The sequence below is a fragment of the Streptomyces sp. P6-2-1 genome (assembly GCF_050613165.1).
Taxonomy (GTDB): domain Bacteria; phylum Actinomycetota; class Actinomycetes; order Streptomycetales; family Streptomycetaceae; genus Streptomyces.
Genome location: NZ_CP192513.1, coordinates 367,173 through 391,769, shown reverse-complemented (window position 1 = coordinate 391,769; position 24,597 = coordinate 367,173). Strand labels below are relative to the sequence as shown.

At 74.0% G+C, this 24,597-nt stretch carries 25 protein-coding genes; 17 read left to right on the top strand and 8 right to left on the bottom strand.

Annotated features, from left to right (window positions below; genetic code table 11):
- The first annotated feature begins 39 nt into the window (after nt 1-39).
- From ACQYWQ_RS01670 to ACQYWQ_RS01660, 3 genes are all read left to right on the top strand, one after another.
- Nucleotides 40-1,395, top strand: a complete 1,356-nt coding sequence (locus tag ACQYWQ_RS01670; RefSeq protein WP_431032060.1) for an MFS transporter — start codon at nt 40-42, stop codon at nt 1,393-1,395.
- 167 nt (nt 1,396-1,562) lie between these two features.
- Nucleotides 1,563-2,087 carry an ATP-binding protein gene (locus ACQYWQ_RS01665; protein ID WP_431039032.1) on the top strand — a complete coding sequence of 175 codons (525 nt, stop codon included), beginning with the start codon at nt 1,563-1,565 and terminating at the stop codon, nt 2,085-2,087.
- Complete coding sequence (locus ACQYWQ_RS01660; protein ID WP_431032059.1) at nt 2,084-2,527, top strand: DUF5133 domain-containing protein; 444 nt, start codon at nt 2,084-2,086, stop codon at nt 2,525-2,527. The genes ACQYWQ_RS01665 and ACQYWQ_RS01660 overlap by 4 nt, the downstream gene beginning before the upstream one ends.
- 409 nt (nt 2,528-2,936) lie before the next feature.
- Here ACQYWQ_RS01660 and ACQYWQ_RS01655 read toward each other — a convergent pair whose 3' ends face one another.
- Nucleotides 2,937-3,446, bottom strand: coding sequence for a mycothiol transferase (locus ACQYWQ_RS01655; protein WP_431032058.1), 510 nt, complete (start codon nt 3,444-3,446; stop codon nt 2,937-2,939).
- Nucleotides 3,447-3,705: 259 nt separating this feature from the next.
- On the opposite strand from ACQYWQ_RS01655, the gene ACQYWQ_RS01650 reads away from it, so the two are divergent.
- From ACQYWQ_RS01650 to ACQYWQ_RS01640, 3 genes are all read left to right on the top strand, one after another.
- Nucleotides 3,706-4,200, top strand: coding sequence for a MarR family winged helix-turn-helix transcriptional regulator (locus ACQYWQ_RS01650; protein ID WP_431032057.1), 495 nt, complete (start codon nt 3,706-3,708; stop codon nt 4,198-4,200).
- Nucleotides 4,197-4,637 carry a MarR family transcriptional regulator gene (locus tag ACQYWQ_RS01645; protein ID WP_431032056.1) on the top strand — a complete coding sequence of 147 codons (441 nt, stop codon included), beginning with the start codon at nt 4,197-4,199 and terminating at the stop codon, nt 4,635-4,637. Before ACQYWQ_RS01650 ends, ACQYWQ_RS01645 begins: the two co-directional genes overlap by 4 nt.
- A 390-nt stretch (nt 4,638-5,027) precedes the next feature.
- Nucleotides 5,028-5,801 (top strand): alpha/beta fold hydrolase, encoded by a 774-nt coding sequence (locus ACQYWQ_RS01640; protein ID WP_431032055.1) that lies wholly within the window; start codon nt 5,028-5,030, stop codon nt 5,799-5,801.
- A 16-nt stretch (nt 5,802-5,817) separates the two neighbouring features.
- Here the strand turns inward: ACQYWQ_RS01640 and ACQYWQ_RS01635 are convergent, their stop codons facing one another.
- Nucleotides 5,818-8,007, bottom strand: a complete 2,190-nt coding sequence (locus tag ACQYWQ_RS01635) for an MMPL family transporter (protein ID WP_431032054.1) — start codon at nt 8,005-8,007, stop codon at nt 5,818-5,820.
- A gap of 142 nt (nt 8,008-8,149) precedes the next feature.
- Between ACQYWQ_RS01635 and ACQYWQ_RS01630 the strand changes: the two genes are divergently transcribed.
- Both ACQYWQ_RS01630 and ACQYWQ_RS01625 read left to right on the top strand, forming a co-directional pair.
- Nucleotides 8,150-8,770: a TetR/AcrR family transcriptional regulator gene (locus ACQYWQ_RS01630; RefSeq protein WP_431032053.1), complete on the top strand. Its 621-nt coding sequence runs from the start codon at nt 8,150-8,152 to the stop codon at nt 8,768-8,770.
- Between the two features lie 53 nt (nt 8,771-8,823).
- The gene (locus ACQYWQ_RS01625) at nt 8,824-9,348 is read left to right on the top strand and encodes a GNAT family N-acetyltransferase (RefSeq protein ID WP_431032052.1); all 525 of its coding nucleotides are present in this window, start codon (nt 8,824-8,826) and stop codon (nt 9,346-9,348) included.
- A 112-nt stretch (nt 9,349-9,460) separates the two neighbouring features.
- Here ACQYWQ_RS01625 and proP read toward each other — a convergent pair whose 3' ends face one another.
- Entirely contained in the window at nt 9,461-10,993 is a 1,533-nt protein-coding gene (proP, locus tag ACQYWQ_RS01620) for a glycine betaine/L-proline transporter ProP (protein WP_431039031.1), read from the bottom strand.
- A 313-nt stretch (nt 10,994-11,306) separates the two neighbouring features.
- Between proP and ACQYWQ_RS01615 the strand changes: the two genes are divergently transcribed.
- A complete protein-coding gene (locus ACQYWQ_RS01615; protein WP_431032051.1) occupies nt 11,307-12,323 on the top strand; it encodes a cation diffusion facilitator family transporter in 1,017 nt (338 codons plus the stop codon).
- A gap of 101 nt (nt 12,324-12,424) precedes the next feature.
- Here the strand turns inward: ACQYWQ_RS01615 and ACQYWQ_RS01610 are convergent, their stop codons facing one another.
- Nucleotides 12,425-12,931, bottom strand: coding sequence for a MarR family transcriptional regulator (locus ACQYWQ_RS01610; protein ID WP_431032050.1), 507 nt, complete (start codon nt 12,929-12,931; stop codon nt 12,425-12,427).
- Nucleotides 12,932-13,050: 119 nt separating this feature from the next.
- Between ACQYWQ_RS01610 and ACQYWQ_RS01605 the strand changes: the two genes are divergently transcribed.
- The 3 genes from ACQYWQ_RS01605 to ACQYWQ_RS01595 all read left to right on the top strand — a co-directional run bounded on the left by ACQYWQ_RS01605 (nt 13,051) and on the right by ACQYWQ_RS01595 (nt 14,926).
- Complete coding sequence (locus ACQYWQ_RS01605; RefSeq protein WP_431032049.1) at nt 13,051-13,434, top strand: hypothetical protein; 384 nt, start codon at nt 13,051-13,053, stop codon at nt 13,432-13,434.
- A gap of 66 nt (nt 13,435-13,500) precedes the next feature.
- A complete protein-coding gene (locus ACQYWQ_RS01600; protein ID WP_431032048.1) occupies nt 13,501-14,700 on the top strand; it encodes an MFS transporter in 1,200 nt (399 codons plus the stop codon).
- 64 nt (nt 14,701-14,764) lie between these two features.
- Nucleotides 14,765-14,926, top strand: coding sequence for a hypothetical protein (locus ACQYWQ_RS01595; protein WP_431032047.1), 162 nt, complete (start codon nt 14,765-14,767; stop codon nt 14,924-14,926).
- A gap of 191 nt (nt 14,927-15,117) precedes the next feature.
- Here ACQYWQ_RS01595 and ACQYWQ_RS01590 read toward each other — a convergent pair whose 3' ends face one another.
- On the bottom strand, nt 15,118-16,191 hold the full coding sequence (locus ACQYWQ_RS01590; protein ID WP_431032046.1) for a glutathione S-transferase family protein: 1,074 nt from the start codon (nt 16,189-16,191) through the stop codon (nt 15,118-15,120).
- A gap of 169 nt (nt 16,192-16,360) precedes the next feature.
- On the opposite strand from ACQYWQ_RS01590, the gene ACQYWQ_RS01585 reads away from it, so the two are divergent.
- Complete coding sequence (locus ACQYWQ_RS01585; protein ID WP_431032045.1) at nt 16,361-17,647, top strand: FUSC family protein; 1,287 nt, start codon at nt 16,361-16,363, stop codon at nt 17,645-17,647.
- Between the two features lie 108 nt (nt 17,648-17,755).
- Here ACQYWQ_RS01585 and ACQYWQ_RS01580 read toward each other — a convergent pair whose 3' ends face one another.
- Nucleotides 17,756-18,460 (bottom strand): DUF4190 domain-containing protein, encoded by a 705-nt coding sequence (locus tag ACQYWQ_RS01580; RefSeq protein WP_431032044.1) that lies wholly within the window; start codon nt 18,458-18,460, stop codon nt 17,756-17,758.
- Between the two features lie 228 nt (nt 18,461-18,688).
- Between ACQYWQ_RS01580 and ACQYWQ_RS01575 the strand changes: the two genes are divergently transcribed.
- The gene (locus tag ACQYWQ_RS01575; protein ID WP_431032043.1) at nt 18,689-19,510 is read left to right on the top strand and encodes a MerR family transcriptional regulator; all 822 of its coding nucleotides are present in this window, start codon (nt 18,689-18,691) and stop codon (nt 19,508-19,510) included.
- A gap of 170 nt (nt 19,511-19,680) precedes the next feature.
- On the opposite strand, the gene ACQYWQ_RS01570 is transcribed toward ACQYWQ_RS01575, so the two are convergent.
- Nucleotides 19,681-20,172: a hypothetical protein gene (locus ACQYWQ_RS01570; RefSeq protein WP_431032042.1), complete on the bottom strand. Its 492-nt coding sequence runs from the start codon at nt 20,170-20,172 to the stop codon at nt 19,681-19,683.
- A gap of 212 nt (nt 20,173-20,384) precedes the next feature.
- Between ACQYWQ_RS01570 and ACQYWQ_RS01565 the strand changes: the two genes are divergently transcribed.
- Nucleotides 20,385-21,185, top strand: a complete 801-nt coding sequence (locus tag ACQYWQ_RS01565; RefSeq protein ID WP_431032041.1) for a VOC family protein — start codon at nt 20,385-20,387, stop codon at nt 21,183-21,185.
- Nucleotides 21,186-21,243: 58 nt separating this feature from the next.
- Entirely contained in the window at nt 21,244-21,918 is a 675-nt protein-coding gene (locus tag ACQYWQ_RS01560) for a helix-turn-helix domain-containing protein (RefSeq protein ID WP_431032040.1), read from the top strand.
- Nucleotides 21,919-22,231: 313 nt separating this feature from the next.
- Here ACQYWQ_RS01560 and ACQYWQ_RS01555 read toward each other — a convergent pair whose 3' ends face one another.
- Nucleotides 22,232-22,915: a TetR/AcrR family transcriptional regulator gene (locus tag ACQYWQ_RS01555; RefSeq protein ID WP_431032039.1), complete on the bottom strand. Its 684-nt coding sequence runs from the start codon at nt 22,913-22,915 to the stop codon at nt 22,232-22,234.
- A gap of 168 nt (nt 22,916-23,083) precedes the next feature.
- On the opposite strand from ACQYWQ_RS01555, the gene ACQYWQ_RS01550 reads away from it, so the two are divergent.
- Nucleotides 23,084-24,556 (top strand): carboxypeptidase regulatory-like domain-containing protein, encoded by a 1,473-nt coding sequence (locus ACQYWQ_RS01550; RefSeq protein WP_431032038.1) that lies wholly within the window; start codon nt 23,084-23,086, stop codon nt 24,554-24,556.
- Nucleotides 24,557-24,597 lie beyond the last annotated feature (41 nt).

The following is a 24,597-nucleotide window of genomic DNA, read 5'->3' as shown; positions in this document are numbered from 1 at the left end:
CATTGGACGCATTGGATGTGCCATGCATACATTTTTGGGGTGACCCCGTCCCCCGCCGAAGACCCCTCCGCCGCGGGCGCAGCCGCCCCCGGCTTCCGCACGCCCGCCGTCACCCCGCTCGCGCTCCCGCCTCCCCACCGCGCGGGAACCCCCGCCTTCCGGCGGGCCTCCGGCGCGCTCTTCGCCGCCGGGCTCGGCACCTTCATGACGCTCTACTGCGTCCAGGCACTCCTGCCCTCGCTCGCCCACGACCTCGACCTCTCCCCGGCGGGCGCCTCGCTGAGCGTCTCCGTGGCGACCCTCGCGATGGCCGTCGGCGTCATCCCGCTCACCGCGCTCTCGGACGCCTGGAACCGCACCACGATGATGTCGCTCGCGCTCGGCGCGGCCGCCGTCCTCGGCATCGCCTCGGCCTTCGCCCCGAACTTCCCCGCCCTCCTCGCCCTGCGCCTGCTCCAGGGCCTCGCGCTCGCAGGACTCCAGGCCACCGCGATGTCGTACCTCTCCGAGGAGGTGCACCCCGGCTCGCTCGGCGGCGCGATGGGCCTGTATGTGGCGGGGAACGGCATCGGCGGGATGCTCGGCCGCCTCGCCGCCGACGGCGTCCTCCAGGTCACCCACTCCTGGCGCTGGTCGATCGGCGCTGTCGGCGTCATCGCCGCCGTCTGCGCGCTCGTCTTCCGCCTCACCATCCCGCCCTCGGTCCGCTTCGTGCCCAAGGGGGCGTCCCCGCGCGCCCTCGCGCGCGGCGTCGTGCGGGCCCTGCCCGACAGCGGACTGCTGCGCCTCTACCTCATCGGCTTCGTCGCGATGGCCGCCTTCGTCACCGTCTACAACTACCTCGGCTTCCGCCTCATCGCCCCGCCCTTCTCGCTCTCCGAGGGCACCGCGGGGCTGCTCTTCATCACCTACGTCTCCGGCTCCTTCTCCTCCGCCCTCGCGGGCCGCCTCGTCGACCGCCTGAGCCGCCGCCTCGTTCTCGTGCCCGCACTCCTCGTCACGCTCGGCGGTCTCGCCCTGATGCTGATACCGAGCCTCGGTGGCGTGATCCCCGGGCTCGTCGTCTTCACGATGGGCTTCTTCGCCGCGCACGCCGTCGCGAGCGGCTGGGTCGGGGCCCGCTCGAAGGCCATCGGGGTGCAGGGCGCGGCGGTCTACCTGTTCTTCTACTACGTGGGCAGCGCGCTCGGCGGCTCGGCGGGCGGCACCGTCTACGGCCACGGCCACTGGAGCGCCCTCACCCTCTACACCGGCGTCCTCGTCCTCGTCGGCCTGCTCAGCGCGCTGAGCCTGGGACGGCTGCGCGACCCCGGCGCAGGCGGGGCCGCCGCCGCGGGCGGGAAGCGCCCGGCCACGACGACCGAGGTGCCGGCCGCCGCGCCCCGTACCCCCTGACCCCGGCGGTTCCTGAGCCGGGGCGATCACCCCACGACACCTCTCGTGTTGCGAGGGTCACCCTTTCGGGCCAGATTGGCACTGACCCTCAGAACGTCAGCGCTCACCCCCCGTGTGCGGGGGCAGGGGTGTGGGCTTCGGGTAAGGAGCCAAGAGTCATGGCTGGTGTGGTCAACCGCCGCTACCACCTCGCGTGCGAACCCACGCGGGAGCGGCTTTCCCAGATTCGGCGCATCGCCGCCGCCCACCTGCGCCACTGGGGCCTGGATCTCCAGGTCGCCCCCGTGTGCGCGGCACTGGAGGAACTCCTGCGCAACGTGGCGGAGCACGCCGAAGGCGGCGACGGGCGGTGTGCGCTCGAACTGCGCTGGAGCGGCAGGCAGCTCACCGTCTCGGTCGCCGACCACGACCCGCGGCTGCCCCGGCTGCGCTCGGCGAGCACGGGCGGCCTCGGCCGGGTCGCCGCGCTGAGCGACAGCTGGGGCACGTGCGCCACCGAGGACGGTGGCAAGGTCATCTGGTTCACGCGCAAGGTCGCCGACGCCCAGCGCGTGCCCCTCCCGCAGGCCGTCCCCGACACGGTCGCCCCCGAGGCCCAGCCGCTGCCCGTGCCCCTGCCCCTGCCCCTGCCGCAGGAAGGCGACCCCGCCCCCGCGGAGCGGCCGCAGCCTGCCGGGGCCGAGGCGCGGTGAGCGCCGTGAGCGGCGTACGGGGACCGGCCCGGCCCGCCGGAGCGGTGCGCCTCACCGGCGCGAGCCGCCAGGCGCGGCCCGTACGGCCCGTACGCGCCCCCGAGCCCGCACCCGTGCCCACCGCGCCCACGCCGCTGCACCCCGAGCGTCGCGCCGTGGCTCGCGTGCTCGACCGCTACCGGGCCTGGGAACGGCTCACGCTCGACCACCCCGCCAACGGCACGGTGCGCCGCCGCTTCGAGGCGACCGCGTACACGCTGTGCGTCCTCATGGCGCGCCGCACGAGCCGCGAGGCCGCCCACGCGGCCGAGCACTATCTCGGCGTCACGCGCCGCGGGGGGCGCGCCATCGCCCCGCCCGAGCCGGGTCGCCCTGAGCCGGTTCCGCCGGGCCGCCCCCTGCGGCCTGTCGCGCCGCGCGACGCCGTGCCGGTGGGCTGACGCCCGGTTCCACGGCCCCGTCCCCGTACCCGCACGGGGGGCGGGGCCGCGGCACACCCGCAGGGCCCGGACCCGAATCCGGCTCCTCGTCGCCGGAACGGCGGGAGGGGTGCCCGCCGACGGAGGAGCCCGGACGGCCTTCGACGAGAGCGAGGGTGCGCAGCACGTCCGGCAGGACGTCACCGAGCATCACCGGCTCGCCCGCCGCGCCCCGGTCGCCCGCCGTGCCCCTGCCGCGCGTCGACGTCGTCGCCTCCCCGGTCCCGTACCGCCGTACCGCCGTCGTCGCCGTACCGCTCATCCCGGTCACCCCAGTCCGTGGGCGCAGTTGTCCTGGTGCCGGGCATCCTCGCACCGGGGTCTGACAACGGGGTGACGCCGCGGGGACGGGCGGGCGATGCGCGGGGGCTCAGCGCCGTTCCAGCGCTCCCCGTACGTACGCCGCCTGTCCCGCGTGCTGGAGGCAGTCCGAGAGGACGCTCACGAGACGGACGCCGAGCGTGACAGGGGGCGACCAGTTCTCGTCGACCACACGATCGAAATCGGCGTCCGAGAGCCCGGAGACGTACGCGAGGGTGCGTTCCTGCACCGCGTCGAAGTAGCCGAGCAGCGGCCCCGGCGCGCTCACCCGCACCCGGCCCACCTCGGCCGCGCTCATCCCGTACCCCGTCGCCCCGTCGGGGAACGGCAGCCCGAGCCGCTTCGCCCACCCGGACCCCGTCCACACCTGTTCCTCGCCCGCGGCGTCGGCGACGTGGTCGTCCTGCACCCTGCTCAGGTGCCACACGAGCCAGGCGATCGAGTTGGCCTCCGGGTCGAGTCGCTCGGCGAGCTGTTCACCCGTCAGGCCGTCGACGGCCGCGTGCACCTCCTCCGTGATCCGCCCGAACCCGTCGCTCAGCAGCTCCGCACCACGCATCGCGCCTACCACCTCTCGTCGGTATGCGCCCCGGGACGCCCCCGGACCGCAACCCCCACCATGCCGCCTGCCCCTCACCCCCGCACCCGAACCGACACCGGACCGGCACGGGGCGGGGCGGGGCGGGCCGCCTGGGTCCCCCGCCCGCTTCCCGGCCTCTCCGCTTCCCGGCCACTCTGCTCCCCGTCCGAATCGACGCCCCGAATCCCCGCCCCGAATTTAGTAGTCATGGACATCATGTCCATGTACTCTATTCGGCATGAGCAAGGCTTCGCCGGGTCCCACCCCCGGCTATCTGGTGTGGCGACTCGCCAATAAGTGGCGGGTGGCGGTCGATCGGGCGGTGGCCCCGCTGGGGCTCACCCATGCCCAGTACGTCGTGGTCGCGTCCCTGCACGGCATGGGACGCGCGGGGGAGCGGCCCAGCCAGCGCCGCCTCGCCGACCACACAGGGCTTGAGGCGCTCTACGTCTCGAAGCTCGCGCGCGCCTTGGAGTCCGCCGGTCTTCTCGCGCGCACCCGCGACCCGCGCGACCCGCGCGCCGTCCAGCTCGCCCTCACCGACGAGGGCCGGGACGTCGCACGCCGGGCCGTCGACGTCGTCCAGGAACTGCACCAGCGGCTCCTGGCGCCGCTCGACGGCCCCGACTCCGCGCGGACGCAGGCCTTCACCGAGGAGCTGACCGTCTTGCTCCGCACGCCTCTCGCTCCACCCGTACCGAACGACCCGAGCACGCAGAGGAGCACACCATGACCCCCGCCCCCGCCGCCGACTCCCGCGGCCTCGCCCTGGCCCACTACGCCGCCCGCGGCGTCCTGGAACACTTCCTCACCCGGCACGGCGTCACCTTCCAGCAGCAGATCGTCCTGCGTACCGCAGCGACGGCCGGGTCCCCGCATACGCCGGACACGCTCGTCGCCGAGGTGCGGGGCTACCTCAAGACCGGCCCCGCCACTCTCCGCGCCGACCTCGACGCGCTGCTGGCCAGGGAGTTGCTCGTGAGGGACGGCGCCCACCTGCGCCCCACGGAGGCGGGCAGCGCCCTGCTCGCCGCCTCGGCCGCCGAGGTCGCCCCCGCCACCGCCCGCATCTGGGCGGACATCCCCGCCGAGGACCTGGCCGTGGCGGGCCGTGTCCTCACGCGGATCGCCGAGCGCGCCAACGCGGAACTCGCGACGCTGACGGCCTGACCGGGGGCGCCTCCGCACGGAGTCCGCCACGGCTCCACACGCCCTCACGCGCCCCCGCCGGTGCCGATTCCCGGTGGCGGTCACCCCGGTGAACGACTCCCCGCCCCGTCCTGCCGCCGCGCACCGCTCGGGGGCGAGCGGGCGGACCGTGGAACAATCCCGTCAACCGGCCGGGGCCAGGGACTCCTCCACTCGGGCGGCTGCCCCACGTCCTCGGTCCAGGGGCCTTCGCGCCGGATCACGAAGGCGCCGTGGGCCGCGGGGCGCGTGGCACCAGCCCCTGACCGTGGTGCGGCCGGGCCGGTCCACATCCACGGCGGCGGCCCGATCGCTCCGGGACGGGAGCCGGGCCGCGGTGCGTGATCCGGCATCGACGAAAGGGCGTGTCGTATGGCCGAGCCTGTGACCCATCGGGACTGGGGTGGTGAGGGCCCGCCCGTCGTGCTCCTGCACGGCCTCGCCGGATACGCGGGGGAGTGGGAGGCCGTGGCCGTGCGGTTGCGGGCGCGCGGGCATCACGTGGTCGCGATGGACCTGCGCGGGCACGGTGGCAGCGTGCGGCACCCGAGGGACACGCGCGCGAGCGCCCACGCCGACGATGTCGCCGGGCTGCTCGGGCGCCTCGGCGCAGGACCCGCCGTCCTCGTCGGGCAGTCGCTCGGCGGGCGGGTGGCCCTCCGCGTCGCGCACCAACACCCGGCCCTCGTACGGGGCCTGGCGCTCGTCGAGGCGGACGCGCGGCCCGCGTCCGAGACGCCCGACGACGTCGCGATCCGCTGGTTGCGGTCGTGGCCGCTGCCTTTCCCCGATCGCGCGAGCGCCACGGCGTGGCTCGGTGGGGGAACGGTCGGTGAGGCGTGGGCGGACGGGCTCGAAGAGCGGGGTGGCGGGCTGTGGCCGCGCTTCGACGTCGATGTCCTCGCCCGCCTCTTCGACGCCCTCGTCCGCGCGCCCTCCTGGCCCGCCTGGACCGCGCCGGGGTCGCCCGTACTGCTGCTCGTCGCCGAGCGCGGCATCCTCGACCAGGCGGCGGTGGGGGCCATGCTCGCCGCGCGGCCGGACGCCTGGTCCCTCGGGGTGCCCGGCGCCGGGCACGACGTGCACATCGAACTGCCTGACGTCGTGGCCGGGTTCCTCGACGCGTTCCTCGCGGCCCACGCCTGAGGCCCCGGCCATCGGGTCATTCCCGGGCGCCGCCCGCCCCTGCCCCCGGCCTCGGTGGCAGGCTGTCACCCTCGATGTCCACGTTCGGGACCGCCTTGTCGAGCCAGCGCGGAAGGGCCCACGCGTAGCGCCCGAGGAGGGCGAGGACGGCGGGGACGACGGTGAGGCGGACGACGAAGGCGTCGAGAAGGACACCGATCGTCAGGGCGAAGCCGATCGACTTGATGATCGGGTCGTGGTTGAAGATGAAGCCGCCGAAGACCGCGGCCATGATGAGCGCCGCCGCGGTGACGACGCGTCCGCTGCGCTCCACACCGTGCTCGACGGCGGCGCGGGCGTCGCGGTGGTGGTGGTAGTGCTCGCGCATGCGGCTCACGAGGAAGACCTCGTAGTCCATCGCGAGCCCGAAGAGCACCCCGATGAGCAGGACGGGCAGGAAGCTGACGACGGGTGCGGCGGCGGCGACCTGGAAGAGGCCGTCGAAGTGCCCGTACTGGAAGACCCACACCACAGCGCCGAGGCTCGCGGCGATCGACAGGAGGAAGCCGAGCACCGCCTTGAGCGGCACGAGAACCGAACGGAAAGCGATCATGAGCAGGAGAATCGCCAGGACGACGATGATCGCGATGAAGAGCGGCAGCGCGTCGGAGAGCTTCGCCGAGACGTCGATCCCCGCGGCGGTCTGCCCGGCGACGTAGGCCGTGCCGCCCGCCCGGTCGACGGGCTCGGTCGCCTCGTCGCGCAGCCGGTGCACGAGGTCCGTGGTGCGCTGGTCGTCGGGGCCCGACGTGGGGACGACGCCGAGGACCGTGAGGGTGCCGTCCTTGTTGGTGTTGGGCGGCGCGAGCGTGGCGACGTCGGGGTCCTTCTGCACCGTCGCAGCGACCTGCTTGACGATGCCCTCGCGGTCCTGGGCGGGCACCTTCGTCCCGTCCACCGCGATGAGCAGGGTCGCGTTGAAGCCGGGCCCGAAGCCCTTCTGGAGGAGTTCGTAGCTCTTGTGCTGGGTGCTCGCAGTGGGCTGCGTCTCGTTGCTCGGCAGGCCCAGGCGCAGGCTCTTCGCGGGGAAGGCGAGCGCGAGCATCCCGACGACGCACACGACGAGCACCGGAATCGGGAAGCGCGTCATGAGCCGCCCCCAGGCCAGCCCCCAGGCGCCGGGCGCCCGCTTCCTGCCCTCCTTCGCCGGGGACTTCGCCCGGGGCCGCATCCGCTCGCCGAGGAAACCGAGGAGCGCGGGGACGAGCGTGAGCGCGATCAGGACGGCGACGAGCACCGTACCGGCAGCCGCGAGCCCCATCACCGTCAGGAAGGGAATGCCCGCCGCCGACAGCGCGGCGAGCGCGATGATCACGGTGATCCCGGCGAAGGTGACCGCGCTGCCCGCCGTCGCCGTGGCCCGCCCGATCGAGTCGTGCACGTCCTCGTCGGGGTCGGCGAGCTGTTCGCGGTGGCGCGAGACGAGGAAGAGGGCGTAGTCGATGCCGACGGCGAGCCCGATCATGAGGGCCAGGACGGTCGCCGTGTTCGTCATCTCGATGTACCGCGACAGGAACTGCACCGTCATCACGCCCACCCCGACGCCGATCACGGCGGTGAGCAGCGGGAGTCCGGCGGCGAGCAGGGAGCCGAGGGTGAGCGCGAGCACGACGAAGGCGATGACGACGCCGATGACCTCCGCCGGACCGCCCACCTCGACGGGCGGTGTCGAGACCGTGCCGCCCAGCTCGGCCTTGAGGCCCGCGTCGCGTGCCGCGTCCAGCGCGTCGTCGAGCTTGTCCTTCGCGGACTGCGGCACGTCCTGCGCGGGCTTGCCGAAGACGGCGTCCGCGTAGGCGATCGTGCGGTCCTTGGAGACGGTGCCTGTCCTGGCGGGGTCGGCGACCTTGAGGACACCGGGGACCTCGGCGACCTTCTTGAGCGTGGCCCCGATGGCGCGCTGTTCCTTCGCCCCCGTCAGGGTGTCGCCCTTCGGCGCCTCGAAGACGACGCGCGCGGTGCCACCCGCCGCCTCGGGGAACTTCTCCTTCAGGAGGTCCTGCGCCTCCTGCGACTCGATCCCGGGGACCGAGAACTCGGTCGACAGCTTCCCGTTGAGCGTCGTGCCGAGACCGACCGCCACGGCGAGCAGCAACACCCACACCGCGAGCACTCGCCCGCGGCGGCGTGCCGCCCAACGTCCCAGCGCGTACAAACGTTGTGCCACGGCAGGCTTCTCCCGTTCAAGGCTGTGCTCCGCGCGGACCGGCTCCGCGAGATTTCTGCACTCTAGTGCATTTTTGCAGTCGTCGGTAAATTTGCAGTTCGCGGCGGGCTCACGACGGCGCCCGCTCGCTATGCTCGATGTCATGAACAGGGTCACTGACGGCGCGGGGCTGCGAGAGCGGGGCAAGGCCAAACGGCGGGCCGCCATCACACGCGCGGCGTTCGAGCTCTTCGCCGAGCAGGGCTTCGACGCCACGACGGTCGCGGAGATCGCCGCCGCGGCCGAGGTCTCGCCGCGTACCGTGACCCTCTACTTCCGCTCCAAGCAGGACATCGCCTTCGCCACCTTCGACAGCTCCGTCGAAGCCCTCACCGAGGCCCTGCGCTCGCGTGCCCCCGGACTCCCCGCCGTACACGCCCTGGAGCGCTGGCTGCGCGAGGAACTCGCCTGCCACGACGACCTCGACGAGATGGGCGTGCGTATGTTCGAGGCGAACCCCGAGCTGCGGGCGGTGAAGACCGCGCGCATGGCGGCCGTCATCGAGGAGGGCGCCAGCATCCTCGCCGAGGACACCGGCCAGCGCCCCGGCTCGCTCGGCCCGCGCCTCGCCGCCGCGGCCGCGGCCGCCGTCGTCACCGAGATCGTCGAACACCCCGAGGGCGCCGACCGCAACGAGGCCATCACCCTCGCGATGGCCTTCCTCAGGGGCGGTGTCGAGGCGTTGATCGCCTCGGGTGACGCCGCGCGGACCGCGGGGAAGTGACGCCGCCCGAAACCTTTTCGACACGGCCTCGCCGACCCCGCAAGATCATCCGCATGCCGATGCGCGAGGCCACGGCGGCCGACTGGCCGGGCCTGCGGCCCTTCTTCCGGGACATCTGTGCCGCGGGCGAGACCTTCACCTACCCCCTCCACCCGACGGAGGAGGAGGCCCGCGCGATGTGGATGCCGCCCGCCCCCGCCCCCGCGCACGTCGTCGTCGCCGAGGAGGCGGGTACGGTCCTCGGCACCGCGCACATGTACGCCAACCGCGCGGGCAACGGTGCGCACGTGGCGAGCGCGAGCTACATGGTCGACCCGGCGCACCAGGGCCGCGGCGCGGGCCGCGCCCTGTCACCTACAGCCTGGACTGGGCGCGCGCGGCGGGCTTCCGCCGCATCCAGTACAACGCCGTCGTCGAGACGAACACCCCCGGCCCTCGCCCTCTACGGCGACCTCGGCTTCGAGATCCTCGGCACCCTCCCCGAGGGCTTCCACCACCCGCGCCTCGGATACGTGGGGCTGCACAGCCTGCACCGGGCGCTGTCGCGCACGGGGCGAGCGGGCGCGGCGGTGACCTGACCCGGAGTGAGGGCGACCCGGCGCCGGGGTGACCCGGCACGGTGGTGACCCGCCCGATGCGGGGGGGGCGCCCTGTCCCCGTACCGGACGTCGCGCCCCGTACCGACCCGCCTCACTCCCTCTTCCTGGCCTTGTCGTCCCCCGTCCCCGAGTCCGGCCCGTGCCACGGATGCCGCAGCCGGAGCCACACGTCCCTGGCCTGGCGTCCGGCGTGGACGCGGCTGCGGGCGACGAGGCGGCGGGCCTGATCCGCCGTCTCGACCATCGGGCCCGAGCCGCGGAGCGGGCGGCCCGCCGTCTCGTGCAGGAAGAGCGTCGAGACGAGCCCGATCACCCCGGCGATCATCAGGTAGTAGGCGGGCACCATCTCGTCGCCCGTCGCCTCCACCAGGCCCGAGGCGAAGAGCGGGGTCGTGCCGCCGAAGAGCGAGACCGAGATGTTGAACGCGATCGACAGGGCCCCGTACCTGATCCGTGTCGGGAAGAGCGCGGGGAGCGTCGAGGCGGAGGTGCCGGCGAAGGTCACGAGCAGCAGGCCGAGGATGCCGCAGCCGATCGCGGGGAGCACGATCCCGCCCTGACGGATGAGCAGGAACGCGGGGACCGAGAAGACGATGAGCGCGATGCTGCCGAAGAAGAAGACAGGGCGCCGCCCCCAGCGGTCCGAACTGCGGCCCACCGTCGTGATTGTGAGCACCACGAGCACCATCGTGCCGAGCACGAGGAGCTGAGCGGTCGTCTCGGACTCGCCCAGGGTCTCGGACATGTAGGTCGGCAGGTAGGACGTGACCATGTAGTTGGTCACGTTGTAGAGCAGGACGAGCCCCATGCAGATGAGGATCGCCTCCCAGTGGTGGGCGAAGATGTCCTTGAGCCTGCCCTTGCCCGACTGCCGCGCCTCCTCGACGGGGTCGCCCTCGGCGAGCGCCTCGTCGCGGCCCTCCTCCTCGCGCTGGAAGGCGGGCGTCTCCTCCAGCTTGAGCCGCAGGTAGAGCCCGATGACGCCGAGCGGCCCCGCGACGAAGAACGGGATGCGCCAGCCCCAGTCGATGAGCCCGTCCTCGCCGAGCACCGTCGTCAGGACCGTCACGAGCCCCGAGCCGAGCGAGTAGCCGACGAAGGTCCCGAAGTCGAGCCAGCTCCCGAAGAACCCGCGCCGCTTGTCGGGCGCGTACTCGGCGATGTACGTCGTCGCGCCCGCGTACTCGCCGCCGGTCGAGAAGCCCTGTACGAGGCGGCACACGAGCAGCAGGACCGGCGCGGCGAAGCCGATCGAGGCGTACGAGGGCAGCAGGCCCACGGCGAAGGTGCTCGCCGCCATCATGATGATCGTCACGGCGAGGACCTTCTGCCGCCCGATCCGGTCACCGAGCGGCCCGAAGACCAGCCCACCGAGGGGGCGTACGAGGAACGCGGCGGCGAAGGTCGCGAAGGTCTGCACGACCTGCGCCCCCGGGGAGCTGGACGGGAAGAAGACCTTCCCGAGCGTGCCGGCGAGATAGGCGTAGACCCCGAAGTCGAACCACTCGATCGTGTTGCCGAGCGCCGCCGCCGTCACCGCGCGCCGGATGCGGGGCGGATCGGTGACCGTCACGTCCTGCGCCGCGTACATCTTCTTGCGGCGGCGCAGCAGGGTCCGCAGCATCCGGTCGGTGGCCTGCCGGTCACCTCTCCTGGCCCGGTCCGTGCTGGGCCGCCGCCGTGTCGGTTCCGGCATCCGTTCCCTCTCCCCGTCTCGTACGGTCCCGTACGGGTTTCGCCGACCCGTCCGCGCGACGAGGGCGGCCCGCCCTCCGTACCTTCCGTGCCACATGCCTCCCGCGCCGCGCGGCACGGCCGAAGAGGTGAGGACACAGCCCGTACGGTCCACCACGAGTGCCCGCCTGAGCGCCCGGGAGCGGGGTATCCGGAGGCTGTGCGTGTCTCCTGCGCGTACGACGGGGAGGGAGCGAGGACCCATGAGCGAGGCCGAGGACGGCACGACGCGGGACGGCGGGGAACGGGCGCCGGGGGAGCGGGCACCCGGCGACGCCCCGGCCCCCGTGAGCAGCGACACGCACACCACACTCACCGTCTGGATCGCGCTCGCGGCGAACCTCGTCATCGCCGTCGCGAAGCTCGGCGGCGGCCTCTTCGCCGGCTCGCCCGCACTGCTCTCGGAGGCCGCCCACTCCGTGGCCGACAGTCTCAACGAGGTATTCCTGCTCGCCGCGCTGCGCCGCAGCAAACGCCCCGCCGACCCGGGCCACCCCTTCGGCTACGGCAAGGAGCGCTACTTCTGGGCGCTGCTCGCCGCCGTCGGCATCTTCGTCATGGGCGGCTGCTTCTCCGTCTTCCAGGGCGTCGAGGCGCTGCGCTCATCGGGCGGGGAGTCGACGAGCGGGTACGTGGTCGGGCTCGTCGTGCTCGGCGTCGCCTTCCTCGCCGAGGGCACCTCGCTGGCGCGGGCGCTGATCCAGGTGCGCGGGCAGGGGGGCGGCATCGGCTCCGACCCCGCGCTGCGCACGGTCGTCGCCGAGGACGCGACGGCGGTGCTCGGCGTGCTGCTCGCCGTCGCGGGCATGGCGCTGCACATGACCACGGGACAGGTCGCCTACGAGGCCGCCGCCTCGCTCGCCATCGGCGTGCTGCTGCTCCTCGTCGCCTTCAAGCTCGGCGCCGACGCGCGCGATCAGCTCATCGGCGAGGGCGCCGACCCCGAAACGCGCGAGGCGATCACCGCCTATCTCGACGCACAGCCCGAGATCGACGGCATCGCGACCCTCCTCACGATGCGCCTCGGCCAGGACTCGCTGCTCGTGGCGGCCCGCGTGGACCTCGCGCCCGGCCACGAGAGCGAGCGGCTCGAATTGATCATGGAGCGCGTCAAGGCGGGCCTCACCGCGCGCTGGCCCGAGGCGGGCCAGGTCTTCCTGGACGTCACGGAGGCCCCGGAGGCGACGAAGGACGACACCGGCCCGGACCTGACGGCCTGACGGCGTGACGGATTGAGGGTCCGGCTGCCGCAGGGCCGCAGGGCCGCAGGGCCGGAGGGTCGAGGGGTACGGGGGCTGCCCGTGGCCCGTGCCGCAGGCGCTCACTCCTCGCCTGCGGACACCCCCTCCTCGTACGCCCGCAGCGTCCGTACGAAGAGCAGGCGCTGCTCCGTGTCGAGCGGGGCGAGCGCGGCGCGCCACGCGGCGGCGCCCGGGGCGAGCCAGGCACGAACGGCGGGCTCGTGCGCCGGGGCGATGCGCACGATGCGGCGGCGCCTGTCCCGCTCGTCCTCGCGCCGCTCCAGGATGCCCTTGCGGCTCAGTTCGCCCACCATCAGGCTCACCGTCGTCGGCGCGACCCCGAGCCGCCCGGCCAGCTCGCCGACCGTGAGCGGCCCGTCGATGAGCAGGTACGAGAAGAGCGAGAGGTGCCGCGGGGCGAGCGCGAGCGAGCGCAGCGCCTCCGGCACCGGAATCCGCTTCGCCCGCCCGACGATCCGCGGCATGAGCAGCAACAACGCCCGGGTCACCGCGTCCACCGAACCGGCCTCGTCCTCCGCCCCAGGCCCGTACGTCCCCGCGTCCTGGCCCGCTTCCCGCCCCGGCATCCCACAGCCTCCATTTACCTTTGACTGTAAATATGTTTTGCTGACGGAGTATTCGGCGCTCCCGGGCCTCGGACTCCCGGGCCTGCGCGCCGCCGTGCGTCCGGCGAACGGAGTACTCCATGCCCCACTTCACCATGCGCGTCGACGAAGCGGTCCTCGACGGGGCGACCGAACCCCGGCTCCAGAGCGCTCTCACCGACGCCGTCGGCTCCGTCTTCGGGCCCGAACTGCGCGCGCTCGCGGCCGTCGACCTGATCGGCCTCCCCGCGCACCGCCGCAGCGTCGGCGGAAAGACCGTCGCAGGCCCGTACCCCGTCGTCGTCCTGAGCCTGCGCGAAGGCGCCTACCACCTGCCGCACCTCCCCGACGCGCCCGCCAGGCTCGTCGCCGCGATCACCGAGGCCGTCACCGGCGTGCTCGGCGAGGAGGTGCGCGAACAACTCGTCATCACCCTGGAGGGCGTCCCCGAAGGACGCGGCGGCATCGCGGGCAAGGTCGTGTGACACCCCGTCCCCGGCCGCCCGCGCCCCGGCCGGGCGGCCCGGGCACGGGCGGCCTACCGTGGCCCCATGACCGCGCCCCGTCCCCGCTTCCCGCACGGTTACCCGCTCGCCGCCGCCGTCTTCGCCGTCGGCATGGCGGGTACGACCCTGCCCACCCCGCTCTACGGCCTCTACCGTGACCAACTCGGCTTCGGCCAGCTCATGGTGACGATCGTCTTCGCCGTCTACGCGGTCGGGGTCATCGCCGTCCTGCTCCTCGCGGGGAACTGGTCCGATCTCGCCGGCCGGCGCGTGGCCGTGTGGTGGGGGCTCGGCTTCTCCGCGGCGAGCGCGCTGTGCTTCGTCTTCGAGGGCGGCCTGACCGCGCTCTTCATCGGGCGGCTCCTCTCCGGCTTCTCCGCCGGTCTCTTCTCCGGCGCCGCCACCGCGTACGTGCTCGACCTCGCCCCGAAACGCCACGCGGCCCGCGCCTCGCTCGCCGCCACCGCGGCGAACATGGGCGGCCTCGGCTGCGGCCCCCTCGTCGCCGGACTCCTCGCCGAGTACGCCCGCTGGCCGCTGCGCCTGCCCTACCTCGTCCACCTCGGTCTCGTCGTGCTCGCCGCGCTCTCCCTGCTCACTCTGCCCGAACCGGTACGGGACGCCCGCCCCGGCGCCCGGCCCCGCCCCCGCGGGCTCGCCGTGCCGCCCGAGGTGCGCGGCGTCTTCGTACCCGCCGCCTGCGCGGCCTTCGCGGGCTTCGCGCTGCTCGGCCTCTTCACCGCGGTCTCGCCGAGTTTCCTGAGCCAGACCCTCGGCGTGCACAACCTCGCGGCGACCGGCCTCGTCGTCTTCCTCGTCTTCGCCGGGTCCATCGCGGGGCAGAGCGCCTTCGGCCGCTTCGGGGTGCGGCGCGCGCTGCCCACGGGCTGCTTCGTCCTCGTCGCGGGACTCCTGCTGGTCGCCGCTGGACTCGCCTGGGAGGGGCTGGGGCTCCTCGTGGCCGGCGGTGTGCTCGGCGGCTTCGGGCAGGGGCTCGCCTTCCGGGCGGGGACCACGGCGGTCGGCGTACGGGCCCCCAGCGAGCGGCGCGGGGCCACGCTCTCCGCGTACTTCGTCCTCGCCTACGTCGGCATCTCCGTGCCCGTCATCGCCGTCGGTGCCCTCGCCGAAGGCGTCGGGCTCCGCACCGCCGGGCTCACCTTCTCGTTCTGCGTCCTCGCCCTCGCCGCCGGGGTCGGCGGCTACGTCCTGCGCCCCCGCGTGCGCGCCCTGCTGCCGCACTGAACCCGGTCCCCGAGCCCCCTTCACCCGAGTGGCGGCGACCGTGCCCGCGTAGTCCCCTGGAGTCATGAGCGAAGAAGCGATCGAGCAGTGGACCGTCCGCCTGCGCGAGACCGCGCCGGGCACCGAGGAGGAAACGGCACGCGGCTTCGTACGCGAGCTGTACGACGCCGCGCGGAACGACCTGGACGAGGAGGCGGCGGAGGCCGACTTCGAACGGGAGGAATGACGGGAGGAACGAGCGGGGAAGCAGCGCCGGGCGCGGGCGCGGGCGCGGGTCCGGGTGCCGGTGCCGGTGCACGGGGCGCGGCTACGCCGGGGTGCGGGTGCACGGGGCGCGTGGACCGTGCCCCCGAAAGCCCGCTCCGTCCGCGCACGTCCCGCCCCGCCCGCGTACCCCCCGTCAGGGCTTGCGCCGCCTCAGCCGCGCCCCACCGAAGGCACCGCCTCGGCGGCGGGGACGGGGCCCGGCGGAGTCCCCTCGCCGAAGGGGGAACCGCCCAGCTCCTCGCGGTGGTGGGCGCTCAGCCAGGCCGACAGCGGCTCGGGGCCGCGCGGCACGATCCCGGTCGGATTGATACCCCGGTGCACCTCGTAGTAGTGCCGCTTGATGTGGCCGAAGTCGACCGTGTCCCCGAAGCCGGGGGTCTGGAACAGGTCCCGCGCGTACGCCCACAGGACCGGGTCCTCGGCGAGCTTGTGCTTATTGCACTTGAAGTGGCCGTGGTAGACGACGTCGAAACGCACGAGCGTCGTGAACGCCCGGATGTCCGCCTCCGTCAGCGAGTCCCCGACGAGGTACCGCTGCCGCTCCAGGCGCCGTGACATCCACGCCAGGCGCCGGAAGACGTCCTCGTACGCCTCGTCGTACACCTCCTGCGTATCGGCGAACCCCGCCCGGTAGACCCCGTTGTTCAGGTCGCGGTACACGCCGTCCATGACCTCGTCGATCTCGTCGCGCCGCGCCTCGGGGTAGAGGTCGGGCGCGCCCGGGCGGTGCAGTTCCTTCCACTCGGTCGCGAAGTCGAGCGTGAGCCGCTGGTAGTCGTTGGTCACGAGCCGCCCGCTCGGCACGTCGACGAGCGCGGGCACGCTCACCCCGCCCGGGTAGTCCCGCTCCCGCGCGTCGTACGCCTCCGCGAGGAAGCGGATGCCCAGCACCGGGTCCCGCCCGTCAGGGTCGAGCGTGAACCGCCAGCTGCGGTCGTCCTGGATCGGGTCGGCGACCGCGAGCGAGATCGCGTCCTCCAGGCCGAGCAGCCGCCGTGAGACCAGCGCCCTGCTCGCCCACGGGCACGCCCTGCTCACCACGAGCCGGTACCTGCCCGCCTCCACCGGCCAGCCGTCGCGCCCGTCCGCCGTCACCCGGTCGGCGAAGTGGCTGCGCGAGCGCCTGAACGGCTTCGTCCCGTACGCGGCGTTCCCGCCGCCCTCCCCTGGGTTCCCCGCCGAGGCGCGCCCCGCCCCCTCCGGCCCGTCCTTCGCGTCCGTCATCGTCCCGGCTCCCGTCGTCACCGCCCCCGCCCGGCACGGCGAGGGGCCTCGTCCGTCCCCGCACACCTACCCGCCGTGCGCCCCCGCGCCTCCTGCCGTGCGCACGAATCACCTGCCGGGACCCGCGCGCCGGGCGGACCGCTCACGCTCGCGTGGCCAAGATGAGGCAATGCCCGAAGTGCCCGCACCCGTGACCGCCCTGGCGCGCAAGGCGCCCGATCCCGTGAAGGGCCTGGCGCGCAGGACCACCGAGCCCGTCGTCACCCAGACCCTCCGCTCGACCGCGGCCGCCGTCATCTCGTACGCCCTCGCCGTCACGCTCCTGCCGCAGCCCGCCCCCCTCACCGCGCCGCTCACCGCGCTCCTCGTCGTGCAGGTCACCCTCTTCGCGACGATCAGGACCGGCATCCGCCGCGTCAACGCCGTCATCGCCGGGGTGCTCATCGCGAGCGGCTTCTCCTCGCTCGTCGGCCTCAACTGGTGGAGCCTCGGGCTGACGATCCTCACCTCGCTCGTCATCGGCCGCATCGTGCGCGTCGGCGAGTTCGTCCCCGAGGTCGCCATCTCCGCGATGCTCGTGCTCGGCGTCTCGCAGGTCGCCAACACCGCGCTCGACCGGGTCTACGAGACCCTCATCGGCGCGGGCATCGGCCTCGCCTTCAACCTCTTCCTCGCCCCGCCCGTGTACGTCCGCACGGCGAACGAGGCCATCACCGCGATGGCCCGCCGCAGCAGCCGCCTCTACAACGAGGTCGCCCTCCAGGTCGGTGAGGACTACAACGCCGCGCGCGCCGCCGACTGGCTGCACGCGGCCCGCCGCCTCGACAACGACATCGCCGAGGTCGACGAGGAACTGCGCCAGGCCGAGGAGAGCACCCGCCTCAACCCCCGCGTGCGCGAAGGACTCCTGAGCCGTGTCGTGCTGCGCACCGGGCTCGACACCCTGGAGATCTGCGCCGTCGTCCAGCGCGTCCAGTTCCGCACCCTCACCGACCTCGCCGCCAAACGCCCCGGCCGCCGCCCCCTGCCCGAGGAGGCCGCCGACAGCTACGCGCGGCTCCTGCTCCACATGGGCAGCGCCGTCGAGAGCTTCGCGGCGCTCATCACCACCCCGCTGTCGACGGGAGCGGAGGACGCCGAGGACGCGCTCATCCGCGCCCTCGACGCGAGCCGCGCCGAACGCGACCACCTCGCGGTGTTCCTCCTCGACCTCGTCCGCACCGAGGCCGCGCAGTGGCAGCTGTACGGAGCCCTGCTCGCCGAGGCCGACCGCGTGCTCGACGAACTCGACGTCGAGAAGCGCTCGGCCCGTCTCATCGAGGAACTCGACCACATCACGGCCCGTCAGCGCGAGCGCTACCCGCGCCTGGCCGCCCTCCGCTCGCGCCTCACGAGCGACTCCCCGCGCCGGCGCGACCGCGGCGGACGCAGGAGCGGGGAGCCGGGGGAGGGATGAGCCGTGGCGGCGGGCCACCCCCGGCCCAGCCACCAGGTAGCCCCCACGGCACGGCTTGAGGTGCCGTCAGCTGCTTCGCGGTGCGCCGTCGGCCGCCTTGAGGTGCCGTCAGCGGTTCAGCTCACGATCGAACCTGTCCTTGCACTGCTGTTCCTCCTCCGGCGACTGCGCGTGCTGGAGGCACTCCGAGTAATCGCGGAACGAACGGAAGGAGTCCTGGAAGTCGTCCGACGTGGCCACGGCGACGACCAGGGCCAGCATCGCCGCGCCGCCGACGAGCCCCACGGCGCCGACGACGATCCCCGCGATCCCGAGCCCCTTGTTCGGCGCCCCGGTCCTGTTCGTGCGGCGGATCGCGAGAATCCCGAAGATGATCCCGAGCACCCCGAGGATGATCCCGCCCACGACGGTCCAGCAGAAGACCAGGGCGGCGATCCCGCACACGAGCGCGGCCACGGCCATCCCGCCGCCCGGAGGCTTCCCGCCCTGCCACTGCCCGCCGTACTGCCCGCCGTACTGCCCGGCCCAGGGCTCCTGCCCGGGTATCTGACCCGGTATCCGGCCGTAGGGGGCGTAGCCGTAGGGGCCGGGTGCCTGGGCGTACGGACCGGGTGCCTGGGCGCCGGGTGCCTGGGCGTACGGACCGGGTGCCTGGGCGTAGGGTCCCTGGGCACCCTCGGGGCGCGGCGGCTCGTCCCGTACCGCGAAGGGATCGGGCTCCCCCGGCGGCTGCTCGGGCGCGGCCGCCTTGGAGAGGTCGATGGGCTCCCCGGCGCCGTCCGGACGCGCGCTGTCCTCGGGGGAGTGGGGCATGTGTGGTCCTGCTTTCTCGCGAAATCCGGCGTGCCCGGAGGGATGAAGGCCGTCCCGTCCGGAGCGGTGGGGTCGCGGCGGGGCCCTCATTGTCCCCCGTGCCCCCGGAACTCCGTTCAACAATTGCGTCACGAAGCGGCGGGACGGCGGCCCGCCCAGTGGGCGACGGTGCCCGGGCGCGGACCTGCTTGACTCTCCCCCCGTGTCAGACCGTGAAGTGAGGAAGTCATGTTCACCATCGGAGACTTCGCCAGGCACGGGCAGGTGTCGGTCCGCATGCTGCGGCACTACGACGCTCTGGGGCTGCTGCGCCCCGCCCGTACCGACCCGCACACGGGATACCGCTTCTACACGGCCGACCAGCTCAGCAGGCTCAACCGCGTCATCGCGCTCAAGGAACTCGGCTTCAGCCTCCAGGAGGTGGGCCGCCTCCTCGCCGCGGACGTGGCGCCGGCCGAGCTGCGCGGGATGCTGCGCCTGCGCCGGACGCAGCTCGCACAGGAGGCGGCGGCCGCCCGCGCGCGGCTCGCCCGGGTCGGGGCGCGGCTCCACGTCATCGAGAGCGAGGGACACATGTCCACACAGGACATCGTCGTCAAGCACCTGCCCGCCGTCCGCGCCGCCGGACTCACCGCCACTGCCGCGGCCTTCGACCCCGACGCGATCACCCCCGTCGTCGGCCCCCTCTTCGACGAGGTGTCCCGCCTCGTCGACGCCGCCGGAATCCGCCCGCAGGGTCCCGGCATTGCGCACTACGTCCAGGAGGCGGGAGAGGACGGCCCTGTCGAGGTGCACGCCCTCTTCCCGGTCGGCGCCGACATCCCCGCCACGAGCGGACTGCGCCTCTTCACGCTCCCCGCCGTCACCCGCGCGGCGACCCTCGTCCACCACGGCTCCCTGGACACCGTCCTCGCCTCCGAACAGCTCATCGGACGCTGGCTCGAAACGGAGCGGGCCAGGCCCGCGGGCCTCACGCGGGAGGTCTACCTGGAGTGCGCGGGCGAGCCCGCGACGTGGGTGACCGAGCTACAGCTGCCGCTGGCCGAGTGAGGGGGCGCGGAGCGGTGCGGTGAGCGGGGCGTTCACGGGCGAGCGCCGCGGCGCCGCGCCGCGTGTGTACGGGGTGTCGCGCCCGTCCGCACGCGGCGCGGCCACCCCGTACCCACGGGGCCCGACCCGCGGGGCCCGTGGCCCATCCGTACGAGCCCCCGCCGGGTGGCTCAGGCGGGGGCCGGGGCCTGCTCCTTCGCGTACCAGCGTTCGCCGCGCTGTTCCGCGACGCCGCGATCCGCGAGGCCGCTCAGGTGCTTGCCCACGGTGTTGGGCTGGAAGCCCGCGCGAGCGGCCAGCTCGTCGAGCGCGAGCCCTGCCGTGCCGCCCTCCTTGAGCTGCGCGAAGGTGCGGGCCGCGCTGCGGCCGAGTCCTCCGGCGGCCGCGGGGGCGAAGAGGTCCCCGACCTCCACCCGCGGCGCCGGGCGCTTGCCGGGGACGGGGGTCTCGCGCGCAGCGGGGTGCTCGGGCGCTGCGGGGCTCGCGTGCGTGGCGGGGGCGGGGGCCGGGCCGGGGGCCGTCGTGGGGGTGCCGGCCGGACGTGGGCGCTCGGGGCCTCCGGCCGCTGCCTTGGGCCTGGCGGCACCCGTGCGGGTGACCGGACGCGGCGTCCGGTTCACCTGGCGGTGCTTGCGGCCCTTCTGCTGGCGACGCTTGGCCATTGTGCGCTCCGTTCTGTAGCGGTCATGGGTCAACGTCGTGAACGTGCGTCCGTCGATCAGGGTTACGGCGCACCGCGCGTGGGGGTGAACCCCCGGCATGTCCCCGGATGCGGCGGGCCCCGCCCCGGCCCAAGATGAACGAGCCCGCCCGCGCGCGGACGGCACGCATTCGGGTACCAGAGCCCCCAGGCACCACAGGAAGGCGGCCCCAGGTGACGGCGGACAGCCCCGCGAAGCAGCGCCACGAGGAGCGCGCACTCGGCTCCCGGGGCGCGGTGAACCTCATGACCCACGACCTCGGCGAGTCGCAGCGCTTCTACGGCTCGGTGATGGGCTGGAACTTCCGGGGCAACGCGCTCGGCGACGAGTTCTGCATGGCGGAGGACGCCGACGGCGTGACGATCGCGGTGCTCGGGGCCGTCGCTTCGACGTATCAGATCGCCGTCGCCTGGATTCCCTTCTTCGCCGTCGCCGCCATCGACGACACCGTCGCCCGCGTCCGCGAGCGCAGCGGCACCGTGGCGATCGGCCCGCTGCGACTGCCGCGCGGGCGCGCGGCGCTCGCCGCCGACCGCGACGGCGCCGTCTTCGGCGTCTGGCAGGACGACGGCACACCCGGCCGTATCGGCAGGCGCAGCAGGCTCGCGTGGGTCGAGCTGCGCACCCGCGACGCCTTCGAGGCGGCGATCTTCTACGGCGAGGTGCTCGGCTGGGGCGCGGAGATCCCGGGGGCGCCCGAGGTGCGGTACGAGGGCGACGCGGTCGTCGTGCGGGACGGGGACAACCAGCTCGCCCGCATCAGCTCGGGCGCCGTCGAGGCGGCGCCCGATCCCCTCGTACGCCCCATGTGGCGGGTGCACTTCCCGGTGGCGGACCTCGACGCGGCGGTCGCCGCTGTCGCACGGCACTCGGGTGCGCTCGTCGAGCGGCACGACGGGCCCGAGTTCCGCGAGGCCGTGCTGCGTGATCCGGCGGGGGCGCTCTTCACGCTCGCGGAACGCACCGACGGCTGAATCCCGCCGCCTTGGGGCAAGCCCACGGGTCCCGCCCCGGCCCAGGAAGGCACGAGTCATGACTCCGGTATCGCAGTTCACCGCCCCCGGGGGCGGTCCGGGCAGCGACGTGGGCCGGCGCATCGCGCACAGCAGGACGCAGGCCGGGCTGAGCAGGGCCGAACTCGCGCACGCGGTCGGTGCCGATCCCTCGTACCTGCGGTACATCGAGGAGGAGAACGCGGCGCCCGGCACCGCGGTGCTGCTGCGGATCGCCAACGCCCTCGGGGTGAGCCTGGCCGAGTTGCGCGGGACGGCGGCCGGATACCCGGACGGGCGCGGGCGCGCCGCGTCCGAGCCGGTCCTGGAGGAGATGGACGAGGCCGAGTGCCGCCGCAGGATCGGCGCGCACGGCGTGGGGCGTATCGGGTTCACGACGGAGGCGACGGGCCCGGTCATCCTGCCGCTCAACTACACGGTGGTGGACGGTGAGCTGACGCTGCGCTCGACGGCGCGGGGGCCGCTCGCCGGTGTGGCGGGCGGGACGGTGGCCTTCGAGGTGGACCGCGTCGACGAGGCGCTGAGCGCCGGGTGGTCGGTCCTCGCGATCGGTGTCCTGCGCCACGTCACCGACCCTGCCCGCGCGAAGGCCCTGGAACGCGCCGCCTGGTCGGGCGCCTGGGCCGGCCGCGACCGCACGACGTGGTTCACGCTGCGACCTGAACGGCTGACGGGCCGGATCATCCGGACGTGAGGGGCGGGTCCCGCCCCCGGCTCCGCAGGCACGTCGTCAAGGCCGGTACCCCGTCCGAGCAGTGCGTCGGGAGGCGTGCCAGGAGGTGGGCGGCGCTGCGCGGACCTCCACGAGGCGGCTCCCTGCCGGGCGGCCTCCGCCGTGTCCACGAGCGGCCGGGCCCCGCCTGCGCCCGGCAGCGCGCGGCCGGGGGCCTGGCCCACGTCCCCGGGCCCTGCGCCCTGGGAGCGGGCCGCCACCCGTCCGAAGCCCCTGACGGAGCGGATACCGGCGCTGCGGGGTGACGCCGTACGCGCGCGCCGCCCCGCCGTGCTCACTCCGCCCGGCCCGGCGCGGGTACCGCGGACGGTACGGGGAGCCCCGCGGCGAGCAGCCCGAACGCCCGCTCCAGAGCGGCCGTGAGCCCCTCCGCGCCGCTGTGCGGCTCCCAGCTGCGCAGCGCGGCGCGCATCGCGGCGAGCGCCGTCGCCGCCACGAGGTGCGGGTAGAGGTCGCCGGGAGCCGCCCCCGTTCGGCTCGCGAGCGCGGCCGTCACCGCCTCCTCCATCCGGCGGTTGTTGCGCAGCGGCCGGTCGAGCAGCTCCGGCTCCGCGCGCAGCAGCGCCCGCCGCCGCGTGAACTCCGTGTCCGGGGCCACGACCGCGGGCACGGCCGTGAGGATCGCCTCGCGCAGGGCGGGCAGCGGGGCCTGCTCCGCGGGGCGGGCGAGCAGGTCGGCGACGACGCGCTGCCGCAGGCGGTGGTCGAGCCCGAAGACCGCGTCGTCCTTGCTCTCGAAGTAGTTGAAGAAGGTGCGCGGCGAGATGCCGACCTCCGCGCAGATGTCCTGCACCGTGACCTGCGCGGCCCCGCGCTCCGCGTACAGGCGCGTCGCCGCGCGGCGCAGCTCCCGCCGCGTCCGGAGTTTCTTGCGCGCCCGCAGCCCGCCCCCCTCGTCCGCGTCGTCGGGCTCGACGGGCGCGTCGGGCTCGTCCTCGTGTGCGCTGTGCTCGGGCATCGTCGTCCTCACCGCGTCCGCCCGCCGCCGTCCGGGGGCTTTGCCCATGATTTTGCCCTCTCTGTGCCAGAACTTGCACGAATGAATTTTTGCACGACTGCACATTACTGTTAGCGTCTCTAAATATTGGTTTACGCACATATATCGGCAAGGAGGCGAAGGCACCTCATGGTGCGATCGGCACCCGGTACGGCACCCGCTGCGGCTGCGGCTGCGGCTGCGGCTGCGGCTTCGGACGCGGCTTCGGACGCGAGCGCGAGCGAGGGCACGGACGCGCGCGAGAAGGGCTCCTCGCGCTCGCGCGAGGCCGCGCTCACCCTCGTCCGCACTCTCTGGTTCCCCGCGTTCATGTTCACCGGGTTCCTCGTCTGCTACCTCCTGCCCTTCCACAACCCGGTCCCGCACCACGTCAAGGTCGCCGTCCCGGCCGCCACCGCCGCGCCCCTCCAGCACGCGCTGGACCACGCCGCCCCCGGTGGCTTCGACCTCGTACCCGTGCACGACGCGGACGCCGCCCGCGCCGCCGTCACCGGCCGCGAGGCCGTCGCCGGATACGTCCCCGGCCCCGGCGCCCCCGAACTCTTCACCGCCAAGGCAGACGGCTACTCGCTCGAATCCGTCCTCCAGAAGACCTTCACCGCCGTCGCCCAGGACAGCGGCGGCAGCCACCCGGCCGCGGGGCGGCCCGCGCTCAAGATCACCGAGGTCGCCCCCACCGCCGCCGGTGACGGCATGGGCACCGGGCTCTTCTACGTCGTCCTCTCCTGCACCATCCCCGCCTACGTCATGGTCATGATGCTGCTGCGGGCCACGAACTTCGGGCGCCGCGACAAGATCCTCGTCCTCGCCGTCGCCGGAGCCGTCCTTGCCCTCGTCGCCTACGGCGTCGCCCGCTGGATGAACGTCATCCCGAACGACCCGCTCGCGATCCTCTTCCTCTTCCTCATGTCCCAGGCCGTCTCGCAGACCGCGCTCGGTCTCGTGCCCTTCGTCAAGCAGTACCTGCCCGGGGTCGCGATGGGTCTGTTCGTGCTGCTCAGCATGCCCTCCAGCGGCGGCGCCATCCCGGTGCAGATGGTCCCGGGGTTCTTCCGCGCCCTCCACCCGGTCATGCCGATGGGCAACCTCATCGAAGCCCTGCGCGGACTCTTCTACTTCGGCGGCAAGGACGTCGTCCCGCACGTCCTCGTCCTGCTCGCCTGGGTCGCCGCCGCCTTCGTCCTGCACGGCATCGGCGCCCTCCGCGCCCGCCGCGCCGCCGCCCCCGGCGCGACGGAGCCCACCGTGCCCGAGCCGCCCGTCGAAGACCCCGCCCTGGAGACGCGGCAGCCCGCCGCCCTGCCCCCGCGCCACCCCACGAGCCGCTTCCCGCTGCCCCAGCTCACCGGGCGCGTCACCGACCCCGCGGGCCACCCGCTGCGCGATGTCGTCATCACCGTCACGGGCACGCACGGCAGGGAACTCCTGCGCGCCACCACCGACGCCGACGGCGCCTACGCCGCCGGCGGACTCGCCGAGCAGACCGTCGTCGTCATCGCCTCCGCGCCGGCGCGGCTCTCCGCCGTCGCCCGCGTCGCGGTACGGGACGGACACCCCGTGCGCCATGACTTCTCTCTCGTGGGACGGCCCGTCACCGTCTGAGCCCCCCGCTCGGCCATCGGAGTGCACCGGGCTGCGCCGAT

Coding starts and splice junctions, on each gene's coding strand:
- ACQYWQ_RS01655 (WP_431032058.1), bottom strand. CDS start 3,446: ATGCGTGGTGCGGAGCTGCTGAGCGACGGGTTCGGGCGGATCACGGAG.
- ACQYWQ_RS01650 (WP_431032057.1), top strand. CDS start 3,706: ATGAGCAAGGCTTCGCCGGGTCCCACCCCCGGCTATCTGGTGTGGCGA.
- ACQYWQ_RS01645 (WP_431032056.1), top strand. CDS start 4,197: ATGACCCCCGCCCCCGCCGCCGACTCCCGCGGCCTCGCCCTGGCCCAC.
- ACQYWQ_RS01640 (WP_431032055.1), top strand. CDS start 5,028: ATGGCCGAGCCTGTGACCCATCGGGACTGGGGTGGTGAGGGCCCGCCC.
- ACQYWQ_RS01630 (WP_431032053.1), top strand. CDS start 8,150: ATGAACAGGGTCACTGACGGCGCGGGGCTGCGAGAGCGGGGCAAGGCC.
- ACQYWQ_RS01625 (WP_431032052.1), top strand. CDS start 8,824: ATGCCGATGCGCGAGGCCACGGCGGCCGACTGGCCGGGCCTGCGGCCC.
- proP (WP_431039031.1), bottom strand. CDS start 10,993: ATGCTGCGGACCCTGCTGCGCCGCCGCAAGAAGATGTACGCGGCGCAG.
- ACQYWQ_RS01615 (WP_431032051.1), top strand. CDS start 11,307: ATGAGCGAGGCCGAGGACGGCACGACGCGGGACGGCGGGGAACGGGCG.
- ACQYWQ_RS01610 (WP_431032050.1), bottom strand. CDS start 12,931: ATGCCGGGGCGGGAAGCGGGCCAGGACGCGGGGACGTACGGGCCTGGG.
- ACQYWQ_RS01605 (WP_431032049.1), top strand. CDS start 13,051: ATGCCCCACTTCACCATGCGCGTCGACGAAGCGGTCCTCGACGGGGCG.
- ACQYWQ_RS01600 (WP_431032048.1), top strand. CDS start 13,501: ATGACCGCGCCCCGTCCCCGCTTCCCGCACGGTTACCCGCTCGCCGCC.
- ACQYWQ_RS01595 (WP_431032047.1), top strand. CDS start 14,765: ATGAGCGAAGAAGCGATCGAGCAGTGGACCGTCCGCCTGCGCGAGACC.
- ACQYWQ_RS01590 (WP_431032046.1), bottom strand. CDS start 16,191: ATGACGGACGCGAAGGACGGGCCGGAGGGGGCGGGGCGCGCCTCGGCG.
- ACQYWQ_RS01585 (WP_431032045.1), top strand. CDS start 16,361: ATGCCCGAAGTGCCCGCACCCGTGACCGCCCTGGCGCGCAAGGCGCCC.
- ACQYWQ_RS01580 (WP_431032044.1), bottom strand. CDS start 18,460: ATGCCCCACTCCCCCGAGGACAGCGCGCGTCCGGACGGCGCCGGGGAG.
- ACQYWQ_RS01575 (WP_431032043.1), top strand. CDS start 18,689: ATGTTCACCATCGGAGACTTCGCCAGGCACGGGCAGGTGTCGGTCCGC.
- ACQYWQ_RS01570 (WP_431032042.1), bottom strand. CDS start 20,172: ATGGCCAAGCGTCGCCAGCAGAAGGGCCGCAAGCACCGCCAGGTGAAC.
- ACQYWQ_RS01560 (WP_431032040.1), top strand. CDS start 21,244: ATGACTCCGGTATCGCAGTTCACCGCCCCCGGGGGCGGTCCGGGCAGC.
- ACQYWQ_RS01555 (WP_431032039.1), bottom strand. CDS start 22,915: ATGCCCGAGCACAGCGCACACGAGGACGAGCCCGACGCGCCCGTCGAG.
- ACQYWQ_RS01550 (WP_431032038.1), top strand. CDS start 23,084: ATGGTGCGATCGGCACCCGGTACGGCACCCGCTGCGGCTGCGGCTGCG.